Here is a 21,497-nt window from a genome sequence, read left to right as displayed (position 1 = left end):
ATGCCCCAGACCACCGCGCTGCAATCCAAAAAGAACTTATACATCCTGCATTTAACTGTGCTCATTTGGGGCTTTACCGGCATATTAGGCGCATTGATTTCCATTGATGCTGTACAGATGGTGTGGTACCGTGTAGTGATCGCTACCATTACTTTATTCCTCTATTTTTTATTCACGAAAACCAGTTTAAAAATCACTAAAAAGCAGTTCCTGCAGTTCTTTTTCACGGGAAGTATTGTGGCATTGCACTGGGTACTTTTCTTCCATTCCATTAAAGTATCCACCGTATCTGTTACCTTGGTATGCCTCTCCTCTTTCACACTTTTTACTGCGATTTTAGAGCCGATAATCAAAAAACAAGCCATCTCAAAGGGCAATATTTTCATTGGCCTGGTCATCATTCTGGGCATTTATCTGATCTTCAAATTTGAAAGTCAGTATTCCCTGGGCATCATTTTTGGCCTGAGTGCTGCCTTGGCATCCACGCTGTTTTCCATCATCAACTCAAACCTTATACAAGAAAGTGAAGCTAAAATCATTGGCTTTTATGAGATGGCGGGCGCCCTGTTCTGGATCACTTTATACCGTTTATTTGACGGAACACTACTGCAGGAAAGCTTTGATTTAAGTGGAAGTGATTGGTTTTACCTGATGATATTAGGGACAATTTGTACTGCCCTGGCCTACGTTGCAGGAGTGTCTGTCATGAAGACGATATCGGCATTTAACGTTGCGCTGATCACCAACCTTGAACCGGTTTACGGCATCATCATCGCCTTCATTTTCTTGGGTAGTAAAGAGACCATGACCCCCGGATTTTACATGGGAGCAGTGCTTATTTTAGGAGCTGTATTTATCTATCCCATCTATAAAAAACGCCAAAGCAGGCTTTAATATCCTTCAATTTCTCACGTCTTTTGCGCTGATTAAGCTACTGTCTTCATTAAATAAAGCAGTTATCATGGAGTAGGAATACCACAATATCCTTCTATAAGACACCTCATTTTGTACGCTTATTGCTAAGAAACAGTAGTAATTTAATTCGGTTTCCTGGATCAGATTAACAAGATAACTATGTTGTTTTCGCATTTAACAGCCCTGTATGCCCTTGATAAGGTCTGGTAAAATTAGTCCCGGATCCGCTCGTATTATCACATCATATAGGGTCGAAGATCAAAAATACCGCTTGATATAGCCGCTAAATTACCGCTATAAACGAAGAGAAAAATCAACACCATCAACACGGATATCGGTCGTTTACGGGCCTTAAAACTCCACCTATACAGACCTAAATTGATGATTAAACTCACAAAAACTGCTACACCAACCCCTGTTTATCTTTGACAAATCGCACTTGCGGCAACCAAAAATTAACGTAAATTTTGATATTAATCAACTTAAAGTCAAGAAAGAAAACCCATTGCACCATAAAAAACCAAAAAGTGAAGGTTAAAAATCTAATCATTTGTCACCAGCCTAATCATTTAATGTTCAACAATAACTAACAGAATACGCCAAAAACTTTGGCGGTTGTTCACCAATTCTCACTAAAAAAAACAAAATCACCAGCATCAAGTTCCAAAAATCGAACATCAATAACTAAAAATCGTTCAGCTAAAACCCGAATTATGTTCATTAAACAAAAACAAACACCTAAACAAAATACACCTTAAATATCCACCAAAATCAGCCAACTTTGTTGTCTGAAAATCAAAACCGCCCTAACTAAAAGTCAAAAAACCAACACCAAAAACTCAAAAACCAATACCAAAAAACAAAAAATCCCTGCCACTAAAATTGAAAATAACCTACTCGGCCGAACCTGAACAACACAAACCACCGACGTTCAAACTGCAAAAAACACCAAGTATAAACTATCAATCCCGCTAAAAATCCGATCAAAAGCCAGCGTTACAGTCACTCTTTCAAAGCCCAAAACACTCCTCTCACCGACTAAAATCGCAGCAAAACAACAACCGAAAACCTAGCTAAACAACATGCAAAAACGAGAGTTATCACCCGCAAAATAGCCCCCTTTCCTTCCGAAAAATTTCCTATCTTATAGTCGAAATCAAGTGATTGATCAACAGGAACGATGGGATTTACCCTGGCAATAGTGATTAAGAAACCTATGAAATAGGTAAGTTTAGTCCTTTGAATTCGCTAAATAAAATAAGGTAAACGCTCCTCTTTTTATGTAGCTTTACTGAAAATCAAAAAGAAAAGAAACATCCACTAAGTGTATTTTTTCCACTTAATTACGCCAGAAATAAAAATGATTACAACAGGAATAAAACCCGCTCCAAAAACCTATATATAATGAAATTAACCAAATACATCCACCAAAAATACTATTCATTATTAATTGAATACCAATCTATTAAGATTTTTATATAAAATTATCAATCACTTCAAATCAAAATTCAACACCTTAAAAAACTAAATAAATTAGCATATCGATAATATGAACAAACGTATACCTTACAATAATTTAATTATCAAGTATTTATCTATAATTAGTTTTACCTTAGTTTCACATAAGACATTTGCTCAAATTTTCGGGGGTGAACAAAACCCCCTTAGTGTAAACTGGAGACAAATAAACCATCGTGGATTTCAGCTGATCTACCCCACCGAACTTGAGAAAGAAGCACAAAGAATGGCCAACACACTCGGCTACATTTACCCTTATGAAGGCGCCAGTTTGGGCCTTCGAAAAACCACCCTTCCCATCGTGTTTCAAAACCGCGGCGTCATCGCAAATGGCTTCGTCCAGCTGGCACCAAAGAAGTCAGAATTCTTCACTACACCACCTCAGCATTTCGACAGTCAGGACTGGCTGAATAACCTTGCCGTTCATGAACTCAGACATGCAGCGCAGTACGATAAACTCACCGGCGGGAAGGCGCACCCTTTTCCGGAAGAAATTTATTTTGCCCTGATGGGCGCCAGCATCCCGCTCTGGTTTTTTGAGGGTGATGCCGTGGGAATAGAAACTTCACTCACCAGGGTTGGCCGGGGGAGGCAGCCTTCATGGATCATGCCTTACCGGACCCAACTACTGGAAGGGAAAAACATTTCTTACAGCAAGGCAAATTTCGGATCCAACAAAGACATCACACCCGGCTACTACCAACTCGGCTACCTGATGACTTCCAACATCCGGAAGAACTTTGGTAAAAATATTTTCGACAGTCTGCTGACTGATATTCGGAAGCGGCCAGTCAGACTCTACCCCTTCGCCGGGAGTCTAAAAAAACTTACCGGAAAAACCGGCAGGCAATGGTTCGCGGCAACGCAGGAAGAATTAAAAAATCAATGGGAACATCAGGCTCAAGGAAATGAAACCAAAGATTACCAGCCGCTGAATAAAAAAGCAAAATATGCGACCGACTATTTTCTGCCAAGACAACTGGAAGACGGAAACATTTTAGCCCTGAAACAAAGCAAGTCGGAGACCGCTCATTTTGTAACGATCGACAGCAATAAAAAAGAAACACGGTGGTTTGCCATCGGCTACCAGGAAGAGCCATGGTTCAGTTATGCGAATGGCGTTTTAGTGTGGGATGAGATCAGGAACGACACCAGGTATGGACAACGCAGTTTCAGCGTGATTTGTGTTTATGACCTGCACACCAAAAAAACAAGGAAGCTGCAACCAAGGACAAGGTTATTTTCACCTTCGCTCTCGGCAGACGGAAAAAAAGTAATCGCTGTCGAGATCGACCTCAGTAATCAAGCGAGCGTTGTGGAGTTGGAAGTGGCGACTGGGAAAATCACCTACCGATATCCCAATCCCGAAAACCTGATCTTGCAAAGCCCCGCCTTTCACCCCAGCAAAGAACTCATCACTTACGTCAGTGTGAGCGAAAAAGGGAAAGCCCTCTGGATTTCCGGAAAAAACACAATTCCGATCAAAGTTTTGCCCGAAACCACCCAACAACTCAACCGGCCACAGTTCACATCCTCAGGAATCGCATTTAACGCCCATTACAGCGGTGTTGATAATATTTACTACTTGGACCTCGCTACGCAAGAGATAAGCGCGCTGAGCGAAGCAAAATACGGGGCATTTAACCTTGCCCCCGCGAAAGATTCCACCCAAATCTTGTTCAATGATTACGGTCCGGAAGGACACAATATTGCCAGCACAAAATTTAAACCTGAAAAAATTAAAGAAGACAGTTTTGTGTTTTTCGGCGCCGCGACAGCAGCGCAAGAAAATGCAGCAGACATCCTTTCCAAAGTCCCCGACAGCACCTTTGAATCCAAGCCTTACAAAAAGCTAGGTAACCTTTTTAATTTCCACAGCCTGACCCCTGTTATTGAAAGCGATTATGTCGGCGGACTTCAATTGAGATCACACAATCTGCTGAACACATTTGATTTCTTTACCGGTGTAAATTACCACCGCGACCTTAACCGATTTGAGTACAATGCTGGCGTCAGTTTAAAAGCCTTATACCCCATTATCAGCCTCAACTATGAGAACCGGCCAGAACGAACATTTTACACCCAGAACAAAATTACCAAACAAGGCGACTGGCGGGAAAATTACGTCAAGCTAAATGCCATGGTCCCGGTGAACCTGAATGCCCTGAATGATTATTATAATTTCTCTTTCAACATCGGCACCAGTCTAACAAAACGCTACCAGCCAGAAAATTTACCAAATAACTTCATCACCACGCTAAATTTTCCGATGGATTACCGTTTCACCTTTTCACACGGCACCAGACAGTCAGAACGTGATGTGGCACCACGCTGGTCGCAAATTGTAAGAGTCAAGTATTTTCACCAGCCCTTTGATGATCAGTTAGCCGGCGATTTGTTCTCCATCGAAAATTTCTTTTACACTCCCGGTATATGGAGAAACCACTCTTTTTTGGTTAACTTCAATTACCAGCGGGCCAGCGGAATCAGGAGGTTCAACACGGAGATCAACAAAGTTTACGGCTATAATAATATTTTAGCAAAAACTAAACTGAGCAATACCCTGTTATTCAACTATAGGTTTCCGATAGCTTTTCCAGATGCAGAAATTGGCCCCCTTGCTTACATCAGAAACTTAAGAGCAACTTTGTTTACTCATTATGAGAACTTTGGAACCGAAACAAATTTTAGAGAACCTAAAACATACGGATTTGAACTACGCAGTCACATGAATGTCCTGCGTTATGACCCGATTGTAGATTTAGGAGCAAGAGTCGTGTTTGTGAATAAAATATACAATCAAAATCCTATCTTAGAATTAATTTTTAATTACAGCTTTTAATTATGCGCACTAAAACTATTTTCATTATCATTTTCACCGCTATTTTGACAGTGTTCTTAATGATTAATACCGATGAGGTGGAATTTGACTTTATCTTTGTGAAAAAGGATATTTCAAAGCTGATAGTGGTGGGCGTATTTACCCTGATTGGATTTATTTTAGGCTATTGGGCAGCCAAACCAAAGACTGTGGTCAGTACTTACGATAGCCTTGACGAAGGCTCCGATAATACTGACCACAGAAATACTTTGAGCAAAGAAGATAAGGATTATATTAGCTAACCTGCTTTTCCCAAACTTCCGGTACATGGATAGCGTAGCTAAACTTTATTGTTGCCGAGCGCTCCAATATATTTGAAACTGAGCAATACTTATCAAATGTAAGTTGCAACGCCCGTTCTACCTTTTGGGCATTCAAATCGCCATAAAGGTCAAAATGAATATTGATTACATTAAAAATCGGCGGCATTTCATCTACCCTTCTATTGGCCTTAATTTGAATTTTTATATCGTTCAAAGGCTCTTTTTGTTTCGTAAGTACATTGACCATATCAATACCACTACAGCCACCTAAACCAACCAATAACATCTCCATCGGTCTGAACCCACTTCCTTCTCCACCTATTTCCGGCTTCGCATCCAATTCAACAGTCTGACCTATACTATTTGTTGCTTCAAAATTGAACTTATTGTTTTTCCGTATTAAATTGATCTCCATATTCTGACTAAACGTTGTAAATTACTTTATATTTTTGTTCCAATTGTGGTAAAGATACTTCACCTTTAAATGCGGCATATACGGTAGATCCACTTCCACTCATCAATGCAAATATTGCACCTTCATGATAAAGTTCGTCTTTAATTTCCCCTATTTCTGGGTGAATTTCAAAGACAGAAAGTTCAAAATCATTCTTAATTACCCCTTTCCAGGTATCGATAGGCAAAGGTAACATTTTTTTTACAGCCTTGGAAGGTTTATCGGGATAAACACCTGCATAGGCATTTGCCGTAGACACATGAATATCAGGCTTTACCAGCACAATATTGTAGGAAGAAAGATCAAGCTCAACAGGCTCTAACTGATCGCCGATGCCTGTTGCAAACATGGGTTTATTATCAATAAAAAAGGCACAATCGGCGCCTAATTGAGATGCATATTTCTTCAATTGAACGTTAGAAAGCTTCAGTTTAAACTTTTCGTTAACCAATTTCAGTAGGGAGGCTGCATCAGAAGAGCCACCACCCAGGCCAGCACCTATTGGAATATTTTTCAGCAGCGTAATTTGCTGAGAAGGAAGATCAAAATCCCGGCTAAGGAGGGCTAAAGCTTTCAGGCATAAATTATCCTGCGGATTTCCAGGAACAGGCAATCCTTTCAAGATACAATGCGTATGTGCTGCATCCGTTATTTCAATCACATCATATAATTTTATCGGGTAAAAGATCGTTTCTATATTGTGATATCCATCCGCACGTTTTTCTGTTACGTTTAATCCGATATTTATTTTAGCATTAGCGAATGCGAGCATGATACGATTGTTTTGTTAGATGATTGCACAAACTTACAAAAAGCTGTGAGAGCTACACCGATAACAAAATAACAGCAGCTAGATTTTGATAAGAACTTTGCATAATAATATTATTATGCCGTTTGTGCTGTTAATTCTAATTTTATAATATTTTTGTGATCCTATCAAAGAATCACTCTTTACAGCAAAAAATAAAAGCTCCTGAAAAGAGCGAAAGAATAAAATGAAACAATATTTAGATTTAATGCAGCTTGTTCTCGACGAGGGTGCGCAGAAACATGATCGCACCGGAACGGGCACGGTCAGCATTTTCGGGCACCAGATGAGGTTCAACCTGCAGGAAGGATTTCCCCTTGTTACGACCAAAAAACTTCATTTAAAATCCATCATCCACGAATTGATCTGGTTTTTAAGTGGCGATACCAATATCAAATATTTAAAAGACAATAAAGTTAAGATATGGGATGAATGGGCAGATGAAAACGGTGACCTTGGGCCGGTTTACGGATCACAATGGCGCTCATGGCCTACACCCGATGGCGGACACATCGATCAGATTGCTAAGGCTATAGACACCATCAAAAACAACCCTGATTCCAGGAGAATTATTGTTTCCGCATGGAATGTGGCCGAGATAGATCACATGGCCTTACCTCCATGCCACGCCTTCTTTCAATTTTATGTAGCCGATGGCAAATTAAGCTGTCAGCTATATCAGCGAAGTGCCGATATTTTTCTAGGTGTTCCTTTTAACATTGCGTCCTACGCACTGCTTACGATGATGGTGGCACAGGTTTGTGGTTTAGGTTACGGCGATTTTATTCACACCCTGGGCGATGCACATCTTTACAGTAACCATATGGAGCAGGCCAAACTGCAGTTAAGCCGTGAAACAAAGAAATTACCAGAAATGAAGATCAACCCGGAAGTAAAAAACATTTTTGATTTCAAGATTGATGACTTCACCCTTGTAAATTATGATGCGCATCCACATATCAAAGGAGAAGTAGCTGTATGATCGTATCTATGGTTGTCGCTATCAGCGAAAACAACGCCATCGGCAAAAACAATCAGTTGTTATGGCACCTGCCTGCCGACCTCAAGCACTTCAAAGAAATTACGTCGGGTCATACCATCATTATGGGACGCAAAACTTACGAATCCATTGGCGAGGCCCTGCCAAAACGCCGGAATATAGTCATTACCCGCAACACGGAACTCGCCCTACCGGGCGTAGAAGTGATGCACAGTTTACAGGAAGCATTAAGCAGCTGTGAGGAAGAAAATGAAGTGTTTATTATTGGAGGTGCAGAGATTTTCAATCAATCTTTAAACCTGACCGATAAAATATACCTTACCAGGGTTCACCAAAATTACGCGGCAGACACCTTTTTCCCTGACATTGACCTCACTAAATGGCAAGAATCAAATATAGAAAGCCATGAACCGGATGAAAAAAATGCAATAGCATATACATTTTCAACACTCGAAAGCAAATAGTGTATCATAAGTGATAAAATATTCATAAGGGAGTCTATTAATTAAAAAATTAATTAGATTTGCCGACTTGTTAAAAAAAATATTAGCATAAAAGACAAATAATTACGAACAAATGCAAGGTAAAGGTTTTATTAAATTTCTGGCAATACTATTAGGTATTGTCTGTGCGTATTCTCTCTCGTTTAACCTGGTTACATGGAACGTAGAAAAAAACGCTAAAGCGTATGCCAAAGGAGATCCTTTAAAAGAGGAGGCTTATTTGGATTCGATGGCATCAGAACCGGTATATCCGATCTTCGGCTTCAATTATGAATTCGCCAAATCGAAAGAAATCAATCTTGGATTAGACCTTAAAGGTGGCATGAACGTAACGATGGAAATCTCGTTAGGTGAACTTGTTAAATCTTTAGCAAACAATCCGGATGATGAAAACTTTAACCAGGCTATTTCCAATGCACAGACAAGGTTAAATGCCGGTGGTAAAGATTATGTCGGTTTATTTGTAGAAGAATTTGAAAAACTGAGTCCGAATGGTCAGTTAGCCGAATACTTCGCTAATCAGGATAATGCCAAAGACCTAAAAGTTAATGCAAGCAATTCAGAAGTAAAAAAATATTTATCAGCACAGGCGACCAGCGCAATTGATCGTTCGTTCACCATTATCAGAAGCCGTATCGACGGATTTGGTGTGGTTAGTCCAAACATGCAAAAACAAGAAGGTACCAACCGTATCTTAATTGAAATGCCGGGTGTGCAAGATAAAGAAAGGGTACATAAACTTTTACAAGGATCAGCAGAATTGCAATTCTGGCAAGTATACCAGAATGAAGAAGTTTATTCTGTGATGGAGAACATCAACAACACCCTTGCTGCTAGTTTAAAGGACAATCAAGCCCCAGCTGGTACTGACACTTCAAAAGCAACAGCAGATACCACTCAGGCAGAAAGTAAATTAGCCGGACTGGCTAAAAAGCCTGCTGGTAAAGACTCCCTTGATTTACAACAAAAGAATCAGGCGTTATCAAACCCATTATTTTCAGTTTTAAACATACCAACTTACCAAGGACAAAACGGACAACCGGCATTACGTCCCGGACCAGTTGTTGGTTGGGTTGCCCAAAAAGATACAGCTAAAGTAAACGAATACTTTGCAAGACCAGAAATTGCCAACATTATCCCTCCAACATTCAAATTCATGTGGAGTGTTAAGCCGATTGAAGGTGCTAAGGTTTTTGAATTATATGCCATCAAAGTAACTTCCCCAGACGGAAAACCAGATTTAGGTGGTGAAGCCATCAGTGATGCCCGTGCTGATTACAGTCAGGATGGTCAGCCGGAAGTAACCATGTATATGACAGGTGAAGGCGCTGCTAAATGGAAAAAGGTAACTGCAGAAGCGGCATCAGATCCAAATAACAAAAAAGCAATCGCTATTGTATTAGACAATAACGTATACTCTGCCCCTACTGTTCAAAACGAAATTCCTAACGGTATCTCTTCCATCACGGGTAGCTTTACAGTTAACGATACACAAGATTTAGCTAATATCTTAAAAGCAGGTAAATTACCAGCTCCGGCAAAAATTGTTGGTGAGTTTGTAGTAGGACCATCTTTAGGCCAGGCTGCTATCGACAATGGTTTAATCTCATTCGTACTTGCCTTTATTGTGATCCTGGTATTTATGGCCTTGTATTACAACAAAGCAGGATGGGTTGCAAACTTCGCTTTAGTGATTAACCTTTTCTTCATTATGGGTATCCTTGTATCCCTGGGCGCGGTATTAACCTTGCCAGGTATTGCAGGTATCATTTTAGTAATCGGTTTATCGGTCGATGCCAACATCCTAATTTTTGAAAGGGTGAGAGAAGAACTCTTACATGGCAAAAGTACTGCCGTTTCTATTAGAGAAGGCTTCAAACATGCAATGCCATCTATTATTGACTCGAACGTAACGATTTTGATCTTAGGTATCATCCTTTACATTTTTGGTAGCGGTCCGGTTCAAGGTTTCGCAACTACCTTATGTATTGGTATCCTTTCTTCACTATTCTGTGCGGTATTGATCTCACGCCTGGTGTTTGAATGGTTGTTAGAGAAAAACAGCGACATTACTTTTGGCAACAAGTATACCCTCCATGCCTTCAGAGACATTGCATTTGACTTTGTAGGCCATAGAAAAGTGTACTACATCATCTCTACCGTTATCATTGTTTTAGGAGCTGTTTTCTATGTGAAGAATGACGGATTGAAACTTGGTATTGATTTTAAAGGTGGAAGAACTTACATCGTTCACTTCGACAAACCAATGCAGACTGAAGATGTAAAAGAAAAATTAACATCGTTTTTTGGTGATGAAACACCAGAAGTTAAAACTGCAGGTGATGATACAGAACTAAAAATCACCACTACTTACCACATTACTGACCAGACTACTCAAGCTGATAAACAAGTAGAAGATGCATTGAAAGCTGGTTTAGCCACAACCAATGTAAAATACACGATTGAAAGTAACCAGAAAGTTGGGCCAATTATAGCGAGCGACCTGGTTTACAGTGCTTACTACGCGATCTTATTCTCTTGTTTACTGATGTTTATTTATATCATTGTAAGGTTTAAGAAACTGAATTATGGTTTAGGAGCGGTTATCGCCTTGTTCCATGATGTATTGCTGGTATTATCTTTCTATACCATCTTAGATGGTGTACTTCCTTTCTCTTTGGAAATCGGACAAGACTTTATTGCCGCTATCTTAACGGTAATGTCTTATACCATGACGGAGACAGTGGTTGTGTTTGACCGTATCCGTGAGAAACTAGCGGGAGCACATGAAGACGATATGCATAAAACAGAACGTAACAAACTGATCAACTTCGCGCTGAACAGTACATTAAGTCGTACGATCTTGACTTCATTAACGGTATTCTTCGTGTTATTGGTGATCTTCATCTTTGGTGGAGACAGCATCAGAGGATTTATCTTTGCCTTGTTAATTGGTCGTGTGATCGGTACTTATTCGTCATTATGTATCTCTACCCCTATCGTTGTAGATTTAACTAAAGACAAAACAACAAAAGAACTCGTTTAACATACATTATTTAAGAAGGGCCGGTCATTGAAAAATGACCGGCTTTTTTTTGTCCTGTCCTGAGCGGTAATTTCTTTAAGAAGATCTGGAATAGTAAAGTTGGAGTTGCCGGATGTTGGATCTACGGTGGATCTACCATGGATGTACGTTGTATCTACCTTTTTCCATAAAAACGTAGATACAACGTAGGTTCATCTTTGATCCAATATGGTTCCAATCTAGCTTGATGAAATTTGTGAAAATGAGATCGCCTATTGATAGCATCTAAAATTAGCTAAAAGGCGATGATAATATAATTATCTTCAATGCGATTATTAAAGTGATTTGCAATCATAAAAGATGGAAAGAAAAATTAAACTTGTTGAATGCCCCAGAGATGCCATGCAAGGTCTGCATGAATTTATTGATACACCCCTGAAAGCAGCCTACATTAACTTGTTGCTGCAAGTGGGTTTTGACACCATAGACTTTGGAAGTTTTGTCTCGCCTAAAGCCATCCCACAGCTTAAAGACACCAAAGAAGTTCTTTCTTTGCTTAATTTAGACGGTGACACTAAATTGCTTGCGATTGTAGCCAATTTAAGAGGTGTAGAAGAAGCTATACAATATCCGGAGATCAGTTACCTCGGTTTTCCTTTTTCGATCTCAGAGACCTTCCAACAGCGCAACACCAATTCTTCCATTGCTGAATCGTTAGCTACCATTGATAAATTACTGGAACGTTGTGATCACAGCGACAAAACAGCCGTTGTTTATTTATCCATGGGTTTTGGAAATCCTTACGGCGATCCCTGGAATATGGAAATTGTAGCAGAACACGCAGAACAGCTGATTAGCAAAGGCGTGAAAATATTGTCTTTCGCAGATACCACCGGCGTATCGACACCAGAAAAGATCAAAGAAATTATACCGGGGATGATCAGCCGTTTTCCGGAAGTAGAAATTGGGGTACACCTGCACAGTACACCAGCCACGCGGAGAGAGAAAATTGAAGCCGCCTTCGAAAGTGGCTGTCTGCGTTTCGACAGTGCCTTAAAAGGTTATGGCGGTTGTCCGATGGCAAGTGATGAGCTGACAGGCAACCTAGCGACGGAAGATTTGATCAGCTATTTTGAGGAACAGGATATCGACCTAGGATTGAATATGGAAAAATGGCAGGAAGCAATGTTGGTAGCCGATAAGGTGTTTAAGGGGTTTTAAAATCTCTCCTTAAACTCAACTGAACCTGTCTTGACTGCTCCAGCTCGCTTGTAATTGGCGATAATCACTCCACTTGACGTAACCGTAGATTCTAACAATGTAAATGCTGCCGGAATCGGCCCATTGTTAAACAACTTTTTCCCTGAACCAAGAATTAATGGGTGAATCATGAGCCAGAGTTCGTCCACCAAGTCATTTTTCAATAGCAATTGAATAACTTCACTACTGCCCCAAACCTGAATGTCAGTACCTTCAGAATCTTTGAGCTTTTCAATATCTGCCAGGCTATCAAAAAAAACTGAGTTTTTCCAATCTGACTTTTTCATTGTCCTGGACAATACATACTTTGTGACATCATTGATACCTGGCCATCCTTTTTCATGCTGTGGCCAGTAGCCCGCCCAAATATCGAATGTTTTTCTGCCCAAAAGAAGGTCTGCAGGTTTCATCAGTTTTTGCATCACCTTCCCAGAAACCTCATCACCATAAGGGGCAACCCAACCGCCATATTTGAAACCGTCTGATGGATCTTCCTCAGGGCCTCCAGGTGCCTGCATGACTCCATCTAATGAAATCATTGATAAAACGATAATTTTTCTCATGTTAATTCGTCTTATAATTGATTCTTCAAAATTGATTTTGTTACCTACAAATCTGTTTAACACAGTGTGTATTACCGCGGTCTCTTGCTATAAGCATGACAAATCTTATCGGTGGTCATTCTAAATGAAACAGTAAAACAATATGATAAATGGAAAGTTTTTAAGTTTTTGTTTTAAAAAACCCTCTATTGGCCCTTGGTTCGTCGGGATGACCGGAGTCCGGTATAACGATTAATTCTCCGTTTGACGATATTTAACTTTTAACCATTTTAAAGTGCTGGATCCCGGCTTCTTCAAATTGCGGACCTTCAGCTTTGAAACCAAACTTACCATATAATGGCATGGCGTCTAGCTGGGCGTTCAGGTAAATATAATCGGCATCTTGTGGCAGGTCTTCTAAAACAGTGGCTACCAATGCACGGCCTATACCCTTGCCCCTGTATTCTCTTAATACGGCAAATCGCTCTAATTTATACCCGGCTTCAGTTTTGCGCCAGCGGCAGGCACCACAAGGTACATTGTTGAGCAACGCAAGGAAATGAATGGAAACCTCTTCATTTTCCCATTCAAGCTCAGGTGGGCAATGTTGTTCTTCAACAAAAACAATTTTACGGATGGCAAATACTTTTGCCAGTTCATCTGCATTACTTACTTTTTTAACTTCTAAAGCATCCATTATTTCTTGCATAAAAAAACGCCACAAGCTAGACTTGTGGCGCTCATGATTTTATCTTATAATTTGTCGCTGGCGTTTCTGCAGTTCAAGTCTTCGAATGCCTGTGTTAAACGTTTAACAAAAGCTTCTTCTCCTTTACGCAACCAAACACGTGGATCATAGTACTTTTTGTTAGGCTTATCTTCACCATCCGGGTTACCGATCTGAGCTTGTAAATAAGCTTCGTTTGCTACATAGTAATCATGGATACCTTCCCAGAATGCCCATTGCATATCTGTATCGATATTCATTTTGATGGCACCATAAGAAATAGCTTCCCTGATTTCTTCCTGCGATGAACCAGAACCACCGTGGAATACAAAGTTAATAGGTTTTTCAACAGCGATATTATATTTCTCTTTCAAGAACTCCTGAGAGTTTTTCAAAATAACAGGCTGTAACTTAACGTTACCTGGTTTGTACACTCCATGAACGTTACCGAAAGCCGCCGCAACGGTGAATTTATCACTTATCTTACTTAATTCTTCGTAAGCATAAGCAACTTCAGAAGGTTGTGTGTAAAGCTTAGAGCTGTCAACATCGCTGTTATCAACACCATCTTCCTCACCACCTGTAACACCTAATTCAATTTCAATGGTCATTCCCATTTTAGCCATACGGGCTAAATATTTAGCAGAAATTTCCATGTTTTCTTCAATCGACTCTTCAGAAAGATCTAACATATGGGAAGAAAACAAAGGCTTACCAGTTTCAGCAAAGAATTTCTCACCATGATCCAACAATCCATCGATCCATGGAAGTAATTTCTTAGCTGCATGGTCAGTATGTAAAATCACAGCCACACCATAGTGCTCAGCTAATAAGTGAACGTGTTTAGCGGCAGATACTGCACCTAAAACACATGCTTGCAAGTTGTCGTTATTTAAGGTTTTACCAGCATAGAACTGTGCACCACCATTAGATAGTTGTATGATTACCGGTGAATTTACTGCTTTAGCAGTTTCCATTACCGCATTGATGGTATTGGTACCTGTAACATTGACAGCAGGTAGTGCAAATTGATGCTTTTTAGCCTGTTCAAACAGTTCCTGAACGGCATCTCCGTAAATTACGCCTTTATAGCCTTTTAAACTCATTTTTCAAATATTAGTATATGCCGAAGTTAGGAAAAATAAAGATTTAGCCAAATGTAAGAAGAGATTATTTTCTTATTTCCCAGAGAAATAAGTTCAAAATACACAGTGGTGTATATTTTACACTTAGTTATGGTTGAATTGGGGGGAGATTTGTGGAATTTTCGCAACTTTATGCCACTGAAACCTTTTGGAAATCTAATCCAGTTAATTTTTGTTTCTGTATTGCCTTTTTTAATGTTTCACTAATATAAAGCCCCGAAGTAATTTTCCATAAATTGTGGGATGATGGCATAGAAAAAATACTATATGCACTAATTTTAGAAACAGCGAAAACAGGTTTTATGATATGGTCTGTTCCTGGAACGAACATTGTTTTCTTCATATCCAAGACGTCTAACATTTTATTGAATCGAAGTACAAAATATGGTTTTTCTTCTTTTTCACTTTCTACCTTGCAATTAATCCAACCTACTTGCTCATTTCCTGTTAGGTTAATTTCAATTAGGTATTTTAACCTCTCCGAAATTAACGGCCAAGCAAGGCTGTTAGGCTGATAATCCAGCCAGGTTTCTTTCAAGTCTGTTAAATCACCATCCATAGTCAATCCGTCTTTTTTTTCTCTAACTCTTCCTAGTTGAAAATTAAATGGCAATGAATTTTTGCCATCAAGCTCCGGCATTAATTCGTGGGCAACTTGATTTTTTATTGCATAAAACGCACTTGCCAACTCTTTTTTATGTTTCCAACTCAATAAATAATAACTGTTCATTTTATCACCTGATTTTCTTAATATGTCTGCCTATATGACATAGTCGTATTTCATCCTGCATTTAACTCTAAACAATACTTCCAGCTATGTTTGACATTTGTCATAGTTCTAGTTTGGACTCTGCTGTAAAAGGATAGAGAATTAAGTCAAACTACTGATTTATTTGGATCCTGACGGTTGTCCCAAAACACCAAAAGTTCTATGGCTGTTGAATTGATTCTATAAATTAAGCTTACTTGTTTAACTATTACACATTTGTGTGTATCACTCTCCTTCGAATAAGGAAAAAGTAAAGGATTCGTAGCGATATGATGGATTGCTATCTCTGTACGGTTAACGAAGGCTATTAATTCTTTTTCAGTCCAGTTCTCGACGAGGTAATTTAAAATCTCGAAATAAGTAAGTTGAGCAGTTGGAGACCAAATAATGGCATATTCCATTATTATTTGTTCAGAAAGCGGCGTTTCACTTCTTCTATAACTTTCGCGTGGTCAATACCTTGTCCACGGTCGAGTTCACCTTTTGCTTTATCAACCGATTGTTTTACATCATCCGGGAGTTCGTCCCAAAAGTCACCTTCTGATAAGCCTACTAATGATTTTATTTCATTTAGCAAGACTTCATCATCACTTTGGATAATTTTCTCAACAATTTTATTTTTTATTTTAATATCCATACAATGATTGTTAGATAAAGATAACATTTAAAATTGGGTCTTTAAAACGGGATTTTATCCTGCCTCTTCTAGCTGGTCGTCTCAGTATCCATCACCTTTACCTTGCACTATAAAAGGTCCAACCGGTTATTCAAAGGTTCAATCTTTATTATTTTAGTTATTGAACCGCTATAGCCATTTTGATGCCCTTTATTATCACTTTGAAATATACCTTCTAAGATCACATATTGTTTATTGCTACGGTTATATTTTTTAGAATCAACTTTTATAGTCTCAACGTCAATCCATAGTCCGTTTTTATCTATTCCAAGATCACAATCTTCTTTAGACAGGTAAATAGCATTTCCTTCAAACATTAAGTTCAAGTATCCTTTAACTCGGATAAGTTTCTGATCATATTTTTCAGAGGCTGCTATTAAGCTAATCAATGAAATACTTTCCGGCTTTGTTTTAACTGGATCAGGCTTTGCTATATCAAGGTTGGTCATATCCTCCTTTGTCGAAGGGCTTTTGCAACTAATTAACAATACCGTAATAAAATAACATAATATTACTATTTCTTTTTTCATATCAATTCAATTTCAAAGTCCCTAAAGATTATGCAAAATAAATAACAAAGCCCGGCTTAATCAAGTGGCTTTGCTGTGGTTAAGTGTTAGCGGATGCTAGAGGCCAGAAGAGGGGCTACACCTTATACCATAACTGGTTTTGAGACATAACTTTTCCCTCTTTTTTCAATTCTTCTAAAAGTAAAGTTACTTCTTCAACCGAGTAGTGTAATCTATTGATATAATCTAAATATTCTCTAATTATTTCAATGGTAGTTACCTTATTATTCTCTAATAACTTCAGTATAATATCCTTCTCGATAGTTTTCATAAAAACAGTTCTAAAGTCCTAAGTATCTACTCATATCTTTCCCTATATCGATTTGCTTATTTCAAATGTTATTGAAATTTCGACCTTTATATAACTTTAGCATGTTCAATTCCCGGCCGCGGTTGAGATTCAACCGACAACATTTAAAACTGGTTCTTGAATACGATAATTCGTAACCTAATTTATGCAATTTATACCAAAGGAATGCGATACAATTCTATCCCCAAGTTGTGAATTTACACATTTCAAATTGCTCACTATTCTGATTAGCTAAGTCCCTAAATCAGGTTGAGCACTTTGATAGATTTACATTAGTAATTTATTTAGAACTGTTTATACCAGTAAGTTGTTGTTCAAAGGATAAGAAGGAAGAAGATGGAAGTGATGCTATATTTTAAAACTGTTGCATAAAAAACAAACTATATGCGAATGAAAAAGACAACTGTAAGCCTGTTTGCAATACTTCTATCAATGACAACAGTTCTGTTATTTTCTTGCAAAAACAATCCGGCGGATGACGAAGCAAAAGGTTTTCCTCAATCAAGTTCCCCAAATAACCAACCCTCAAACGCAAACAATTTAGATTTTGTTCCTGCAGCAAAAGCGGTGACTCCAGGCGTGGTACACATTAAAACCTTATACCAAAACAGAAGCTCGGGCAACCTTCCTTCAGCTTATGGTGGTGGAAATGCTCCTTCAGGGGGATCGGGTTCTGGAGTAGTCATTAGCAGTGATGGTTATATTGCCACCAATAATCACGTCATAGAAGATGCTACACAAATAGAAGTGATATTTACAGACAGGCGTACTTTTATTGCCAAACTCGTTGGCCGTGATCCTAACACAGATCTGGCTTTATTAAAAGTGGATGAAAAGGATTTACCTGTAGTGGAGTTAGGGAATTCTGACAATATAGAGGTCGGCGAATGGGTGCTTGCTGTAGGTTATCCATTTTCACTGAACACCACCGTTACCGCAGGCATCGTCAGTGCGAAAGGCAGAAGTATTGGTATCATCAACAGCAATTCTTCAGGATCACCACAGGCCAACACCGCTATTGAGTCTTTCATTCAAACCGATGCGGCCATCAATCCCGGTAATAGCGGCGGCGCTTTAGTAGATATGAATGGCAAGCTCGTCGGCATCAATACTGCAATTGCTTCTTTAACAGGCAGCTATGCAGGTTACGCATTTGCCATCCCCGTTAACCTTGCGAAGAAGATACTAGACGACCTGAAACAATTTGGTGAGGTAAAGCGTGGTCTGCTTGGTGTCTCCTTTCCGGCGCCATCTGTAGAAGATCAATACCTGAAACAACAAGGCATCAAACCTGGGTCGGTAAAAGGCGTATTCATCACTGGCATACAAAAAGGCAGCGCTGCCGATGCTGCAGGGTTGCAGAAAGGTGATATCATTCAAAGCATAGATGGAAATGAATTGTTTTCGTCTGCTGAATTTTCGGAAAGGATTGCAAGGCATCGCCCCGGCGATAAAGTGGAGTTGAAATTTTTACGAAATGGAAAGTCTAACAGCACATCGGCTACTTTGAAGGCTGAGGAGCCAAAGAAATTATTAGCTTCAGATCCGGAAGCGCTTGAGGAAATCTACAACCGGCTTGGTGCTGTTTTCGCTCCCCTTACACCTGAACTGAAGGAACGTTATAACCTAAAAGCAGGGGTTGTTGTCACACAGGTCCGCATTGGGGGTTTCTTTCATCAGTTAGGAATCCCGCCAGGAACGATCATTGCTTATATAAACGGCAGAGGTGTATCTAGCCCTGAAGATATAGATAGAGCGCTTGTTGCCGCACAAAATTCAAGAGTACAGATTATTGGGATAGCGCCTGATGGTTCACGAATAGCGTTTGATTTTTCACTTGGGGCGTAAAGTATTAGTCAAGGCCCACTAACTGAAACTAAAAGATTAACTAATTGTTATAAAGTAAACAACATCCAAAATTATGGCAAATTATAAAATTGCAGTGATCGTAGGAAGTCTTAGAAAAGAATCTTACAACCTTAAAACAGCAAAAGCGTTAAAAGCATTAGCACCTGAATCATTATCTCTAGAACTATTAAGCATTGCGGAACTACCCATGTTCAACGAAGACCTCGAAGCGACTCCACCAAATGAATGGAAAGTGTTTAGGGAGCAAATCATTGCAGCTGACGGACTTCTTTTCCTAACGCCTGAATATAACCGCTCGGTACCGGGTGTTTTAAAAAATGCGATTGATGTTGGCTCCCGTCCTTATGGACAAAATTCATGGGATGGAAAACCAGCAGCTGTGGTCAGTGTTTCTATTGGAAACATCTGTGGTTTTGGCGCTAATCACCACTTGCGCCAGTCGCTTGTTTTTGTGAATGTCCCTGCCATGGCCCAGCCTGAAGCCTACATTGGCGGCGCTTCCGCATTATTTGATGATAACGGAAACCTCAAAAACGACTCTACCAAAGAATTTCTAACAAGCTTTATGGCAGCCTTTGAAAAATGGGTCGAGACACATGCAATGAAATTAGCTTAACGTGTCTTTCTGCCTGCCACTTTGATAGCTTCCCATAAAGAACGGTAAAAGTCAACACATATCTGATTTCCAGCAAAAATCTTAAACATAAAACTAGCACCCACTCTTCAGATTTTTTTTTGTTTCTTTGTACTCGCATTTTCAACTAATAACATGGCTTGGTTTAAGAGAGAAAAAAAAGGTATAAGTACGCGTACTGAAGAAAAAAAAGAAGCACCTGACGGCTTGTGGAACAAATGTCCCAACTGCAAAAAGGCTTTACACAGCGCGGATTTGACCGAAAATAAATATGTCTGTCATTATTGTGATTATCATTTAAGGGTAGGCTCAAAAGAATATTTTCAGGTGTTATTTGATAATAACCAGTTTACAGAACTCTTTGCAGGTTTAAGATCTACCGACCCGCTACAGTTTACAGATAGCAAACCTTATTCTGAAAGACTGGTTGACAGCATGAAGAAGACCGGCTTAAATGATGCCATTCGGGCTGCGCATGGTAAGATAGAGGGTGAGGACATCGTTATCGCATGTATGGACTTCAATTTTATTGGCGGCTCTATGGGCTCAGTAGTAGGTGAAAAGATTGCCAGATCAATTGATTATAGTATTGAACACAATATCCCTTTCCTTATGATATCGAAATCTGGCGGTGCCAGAATGATGGAAGCGGCTTTTTCATTAATGCAAATGGCTAAAACATCGGCAAAACTGGCTTTATTAAGTAAAGCTAAAGTGCCTTATATCTCCCTGCTTACCGATCCGACTACTGGTGGTGTCACGGCTTCTTACGCCATGCTGGGTGATATAAACATTGCTGAACCTGCTGCATTGATCGGTTTCGCCGGTCCCAGGGTAATTAAGGAAACCATTAAAAAAGACTTACCAAAGGGCTTCCAAACTTCAGAGTTTGTATTAGAACATGGTTTTTTAGATTTTATTGTAGACCGCAGGGCGATGAAAGCTAAATTGGCTGTTTTCCTTAAGATGATGAAAAACTAACTGATAACGAAGCTATCATAAGCTTTGTCTCCACTATAAATAATTTAAAAGCTGATCGATAAAATTGATCAGCTTTTTTTATATACCTTATTTTTAATCTCTGCTATTAATTCCTGAAAATCGTATGGCACTAAACTCTGCGTGCCCATTAAATGCATTGGATAGCTCAGGTCATTTTCAATATAGGAAGGTTGCCGATAAACTACATTGATTAAGCTTAAACCCAATCTTTTATAGAAATCGATTCTTCTGCAGGCATCCCTGGTAATTGCCGGCTCTACTTCCAGCAGCAATCTACCTTCAAAGATTCCCAGGTAGTAACGCACTACTTCTGCTCCATAACCTTTGCCCCTAACTTTAGTAGAGACTGCAAAATGTTCAATAAATCGCCAATCCTGGATCTTCCACAAGATAATAAACCCAATAGGACTGCCCTCTGCGACAAGGAGATCTACCTGCATGTCCGAGTGGTTTAACAGGCCCAGTAATGACGACCAGTCTCTTCTTTCCTGTACAGGAAAGGCTTCCTCGTAAAGCTCCTTGATAAAGGACAATTCGGGCAAGCTTCCATCTGTTAATTTAATATAGTCAATGGTTATATTTGTTCTTTCAATGGAAGTTGCGCTATAAAACAAAAAGCTTAGCCGA

Annotated in this window: 20 protein-coding genes; 10 read left to right on the top strand and 10 right to left on the bottom strand. The window is 39.4% G+C overall.

The features are described 5' to 3' along the window. The 3 genes from WG905_RS15665 to WG905_RS15655 all read left to right on the top strand — a co-directional run bounded on the left by WG905_RS15665 (position 1) and on the right by WG905_RS15655 (position 5,556). Entirely contained in the window at positions 1 to 894 is an 894-nt protein-coding gene (locus WG905_RS15665; RefSeq protein ID WP_339592684.1) for a DMT family transporter, read from the top strand. 1,570 nt (positions 895 to 2,464) lie between these two features. Beyond that, positions 2,465 to 5,275: a TolB-like translocation protein gene (locus WG905_RS15660; RefSeq protein ID WP_339592683.1), complete on the top strand. Its 2,811-nt coding sequence runs from the start codon at positions 2,465 to 2,467 to the stop codon at positions 5,273 to 5,275. Positions 5,276 to 5,277: 2 nt separating this feature from the next. Beyond that, positions 5,278 to 5,556, top strand: coding sequence for a LapA family protein (locus WG905_RS15655; RefSeq protein ID WP_339592682.1), 279 nt, complete (start codon positions 5,278 to 5,280; stop codon positions 5,554 to 5,556). On the opposite strand, the gene WG905_RS15650 is transcribed toward WG905_RS15655, so the two are convergent. Further along, positions 5,549 to 5,992, bottom strand: coding sequence for an OsmC family protein (locus WG905_RS15650; protein WP_339592681.1), 444 nt, complete (start codon positions 5,990 to 5,992; stop codon positions 5,549 to 5,551). The two genes, WG905_RS15655 and WG905_RS15650, sit on opposite strands and share 8 nt — an antisense overlap. Positions 5,993 to 5,999: 7 nt before the next feature. Next, a complete protein-coding gene (ispE, locus tag WG905_RS15645; protein ID WP_339592680.1) occupies positions 6,000 to 6,803 on the bottom strand; it encodes a 4-(cytidine 5'-diphospho)-2-C-methyl-D-erythritol kinase in 804 nt (267 codons plus the stop codon). A gap of 223 nt (positions 6,804 to 7,026) precedes the next feature. Between ispE and WG905_RS15640 the strand changes: the two genes are divergently transcribed. The 4 genes from WG905_RS15640 to WG905_RS15625 all read left to right on the top strand — a co-directional run bounded on the left by WG905_RS15640 (position 7,027) and on the right by WG905_RS15625 (position 12,588). Then, on the top strand, positions 7,027 to 7,821 hold the full coding sequence (locus WG905_RS15640) for a thymidylate synthase (protein WP_339592679.1): 795 nt from the start codon (positions 7,027 to 7,029) through the stop codon (positions 7,819 to 7,821). Continuing rightward, entirely contained in the window at positions 7,818 to 8,303 is a 486-nt protein-coding gene (locus tag WG905_RS15635; RefSeq protein ID WP_339592678.1) for a dihydrofolate reductase, read from the top strand. The genes WG905_RS15640 and WG905_RS15635 overlap by 4 nt, the downstream gene beginning before the upstream one ends. A gap of 112 nt (positions 8,304 to 8,415) precedes the next feature. Further along, on the top strand, positions 8,416 to 11,388 hold the full coding sequence (gene secDF, locus WG905_RS15630) for a protein translocase subunit SecDF (protein WP_339592677.1): 2,973 nt from the start codon (positions 8,416 to 8,418) through the stop codon (positions 11,386 to 11,388). A 339-nt stretch (positions 11,389 to 11,727) separates the two neighbouring features. After that, positions 11,728 to 12,588: a hydroxymethylglutaryl-CoA lyase gene (locus WG905_RS15625; RefSeq protein WP_339592676.1), complete on the top strand. Its 861-nt coding sequence runs from the start codon at positions 11,728 to 11,730 to the stop codon at positions 12,586 to 12,588. On the opposite strand, the gene WG905_RS15620 is transcribed toward WG905_RS15625, so the two are convergent. From WG905_RS15620 to WG905_RS15590, 7 genes are all read right to left on the bottom strand, one after another. Beyond that, on the bottom strand, positions 12,585 to 13,190 hold the full coding sequence (locus tag WG905_RS15620; RefSeq protein ID WP_339592675.1) for a dihydrofolate reductase family protein: 606 nt from the start codon (positions 13,188 to 13,190) through the stop codon (positions 12,585 to 12,587). The two genes, WG905_RS15625 and WG905_RS15620, sit on opposite strands and share 4 nt — an antisense overlap. 253 nt (positions 13,191 to 13,443) lie before the next feature. Next, positions 13,444 to 13,878, bottom strand: coding sequence for a GNAT family N-acetyltransferase (locus WG905_RS15615; protein WP_339592674.1), 435 nt, complete (start codon positions 13,876 to 13,878; stop codon positions 13,444 to 13,446). A 44-nt stretch (positions 13,879 to 13,922) separates the two neighbouring features. After that, positions 13,923 to 15,002, bottom strand: coding sequence for a class II fructose-bisphosphate aldolase (gene fbaA / locus WG905_RS15610; RefSeq protein ID WP_339592673.1), 1,080 nt, complete (start codon positions 15,000 to 15,002; stop codon positions 13,923 to 13,925). Between the two features lie 169 nt (positions 15,003 to 15,171). After that, positions 15,172 to 15,771 carry an imm11 family protein gene (locus WG905_RS15605; RefSeq protein ID WP_339592672.1) on the bottom strand — a complete coding sequence of 200 codons (600 nt, stop codon included), beginning with the start codon at positions 15,769 to 15,771 and terminating at the stop codon, positions 15,172 to 15,174. Between the two features lie 146 nt (positions 15,772 to 15,917). Then, positions 15,918 to 16,211, bottom strand: a complete 294-nt coding sequence (locus WG905_RS15600; RefSeq protein WP_339592671.1) for a type II toxin-antitoxin system RelE/ParE family toxin — start codon at positions 16,209 to 16,211, stop codon at positions 15,918 to 15,920. Positions 16,212 to 16,213: 2 nt separating this feature from the next. Beyond that, the gene (locus tag WG905_RS15595; RefSeq protein ID WP_339592670.1) at positions 16,214 to 16,447 is read right to left on the bottom strand and encodes a hypothetical protein; all 234 of its coding nucleotides are present in this window, start codon (positions 16,445 to 16,447) and stop codon (positions 16,214 to 16,216) included. A 107-nt stretch (positions 16,448 to 16,554) separates the two neighbouring features. Continuing rightward, positions 16,555 to 17,016: a hypothetical protein gene (locus tag WG905_RS15590; RefSeq protein ID WP_339592669.1), complete on the bottom strand. Its 462-nt coding sequence runs from the start codon at positions 17,014 to 17,016 to the stop codon at positions 16,555 to 16,557. Positions 17,017 to 17,755: 739 nt separating this feature from the next. On the opposite strand from WG905_RS15590, the gene WG905_RS15585 reads away from it, so the two are divergent. The 3 genes from WG905_RS15585 (at position 17,756) to accD (ending at position 20,849) form a co-directional block, all read left to right on the top strand. Continuing rightward, on the top strand, positions 17,756 to 19,213 hold the full coding sequence (locus WG905_RS15585) for a trypsin-like peptidase domain-containing protein (RefSeq protein WP_339592668.1): 1,458 nt from the start codon (positions 17,756 to 17,758) through the stop codon (positions 19,211 to 19,213). 73 nt (positions 19,214 to 19,286) lie between these two features. Then, positions 19,287 to 19,850, top strand: coding sequence for an NADPH-dependent FMN reductase (locus WG905_RS15580; protein WP_339592667.1), 564 nt, complete (start codon positions 19,287 to 19,289; stop codon positions 19,848 to 19,850). 153 nt (positions 19,851 to 20,003) lie between these two features. After that, a complete protein-coding gene (gene accD, locus WG905_RS15575; RefSeq protein WP_339592666.1) occupies positions 20,004 to 20,849 on the top strand; it encodes an acetyl-CoA carboxylase, carboxyltransferase subunit beta in 846 nt (281 codons plus the stop codon). Positions 20,850 to 20,917: 68 nt separating this feature from the next. On the opposite strand, the gene WG905_RS15570 is transcribed toward accD, so the two are convergent. Next, positions 20,918 to 21,484, bottom strand: a complete 567-nt coding sequence (locus WG905_RS15570; protein WP_339592665.1) for a GNAT family N-acetyltransferase — start codon at positions 21,482 to 21,484, stop codon at positions 20,918 to 20,920. Positions 21,485 to 21,497: the final 13 nt, after the last annotated feature.

The organism is Pedobacter immunditicola, from assembly GCF_037482985.1.
GTDB lineage: Bacteria > Bacteroidota > Bacteroidia > Sphingobacteriales > Sphingobacteriaceae > Pedobacter > Pedobacter immunditicola.
This window is presented reverse-complemented; position numbering and strand designations above follow the sequence as displayed.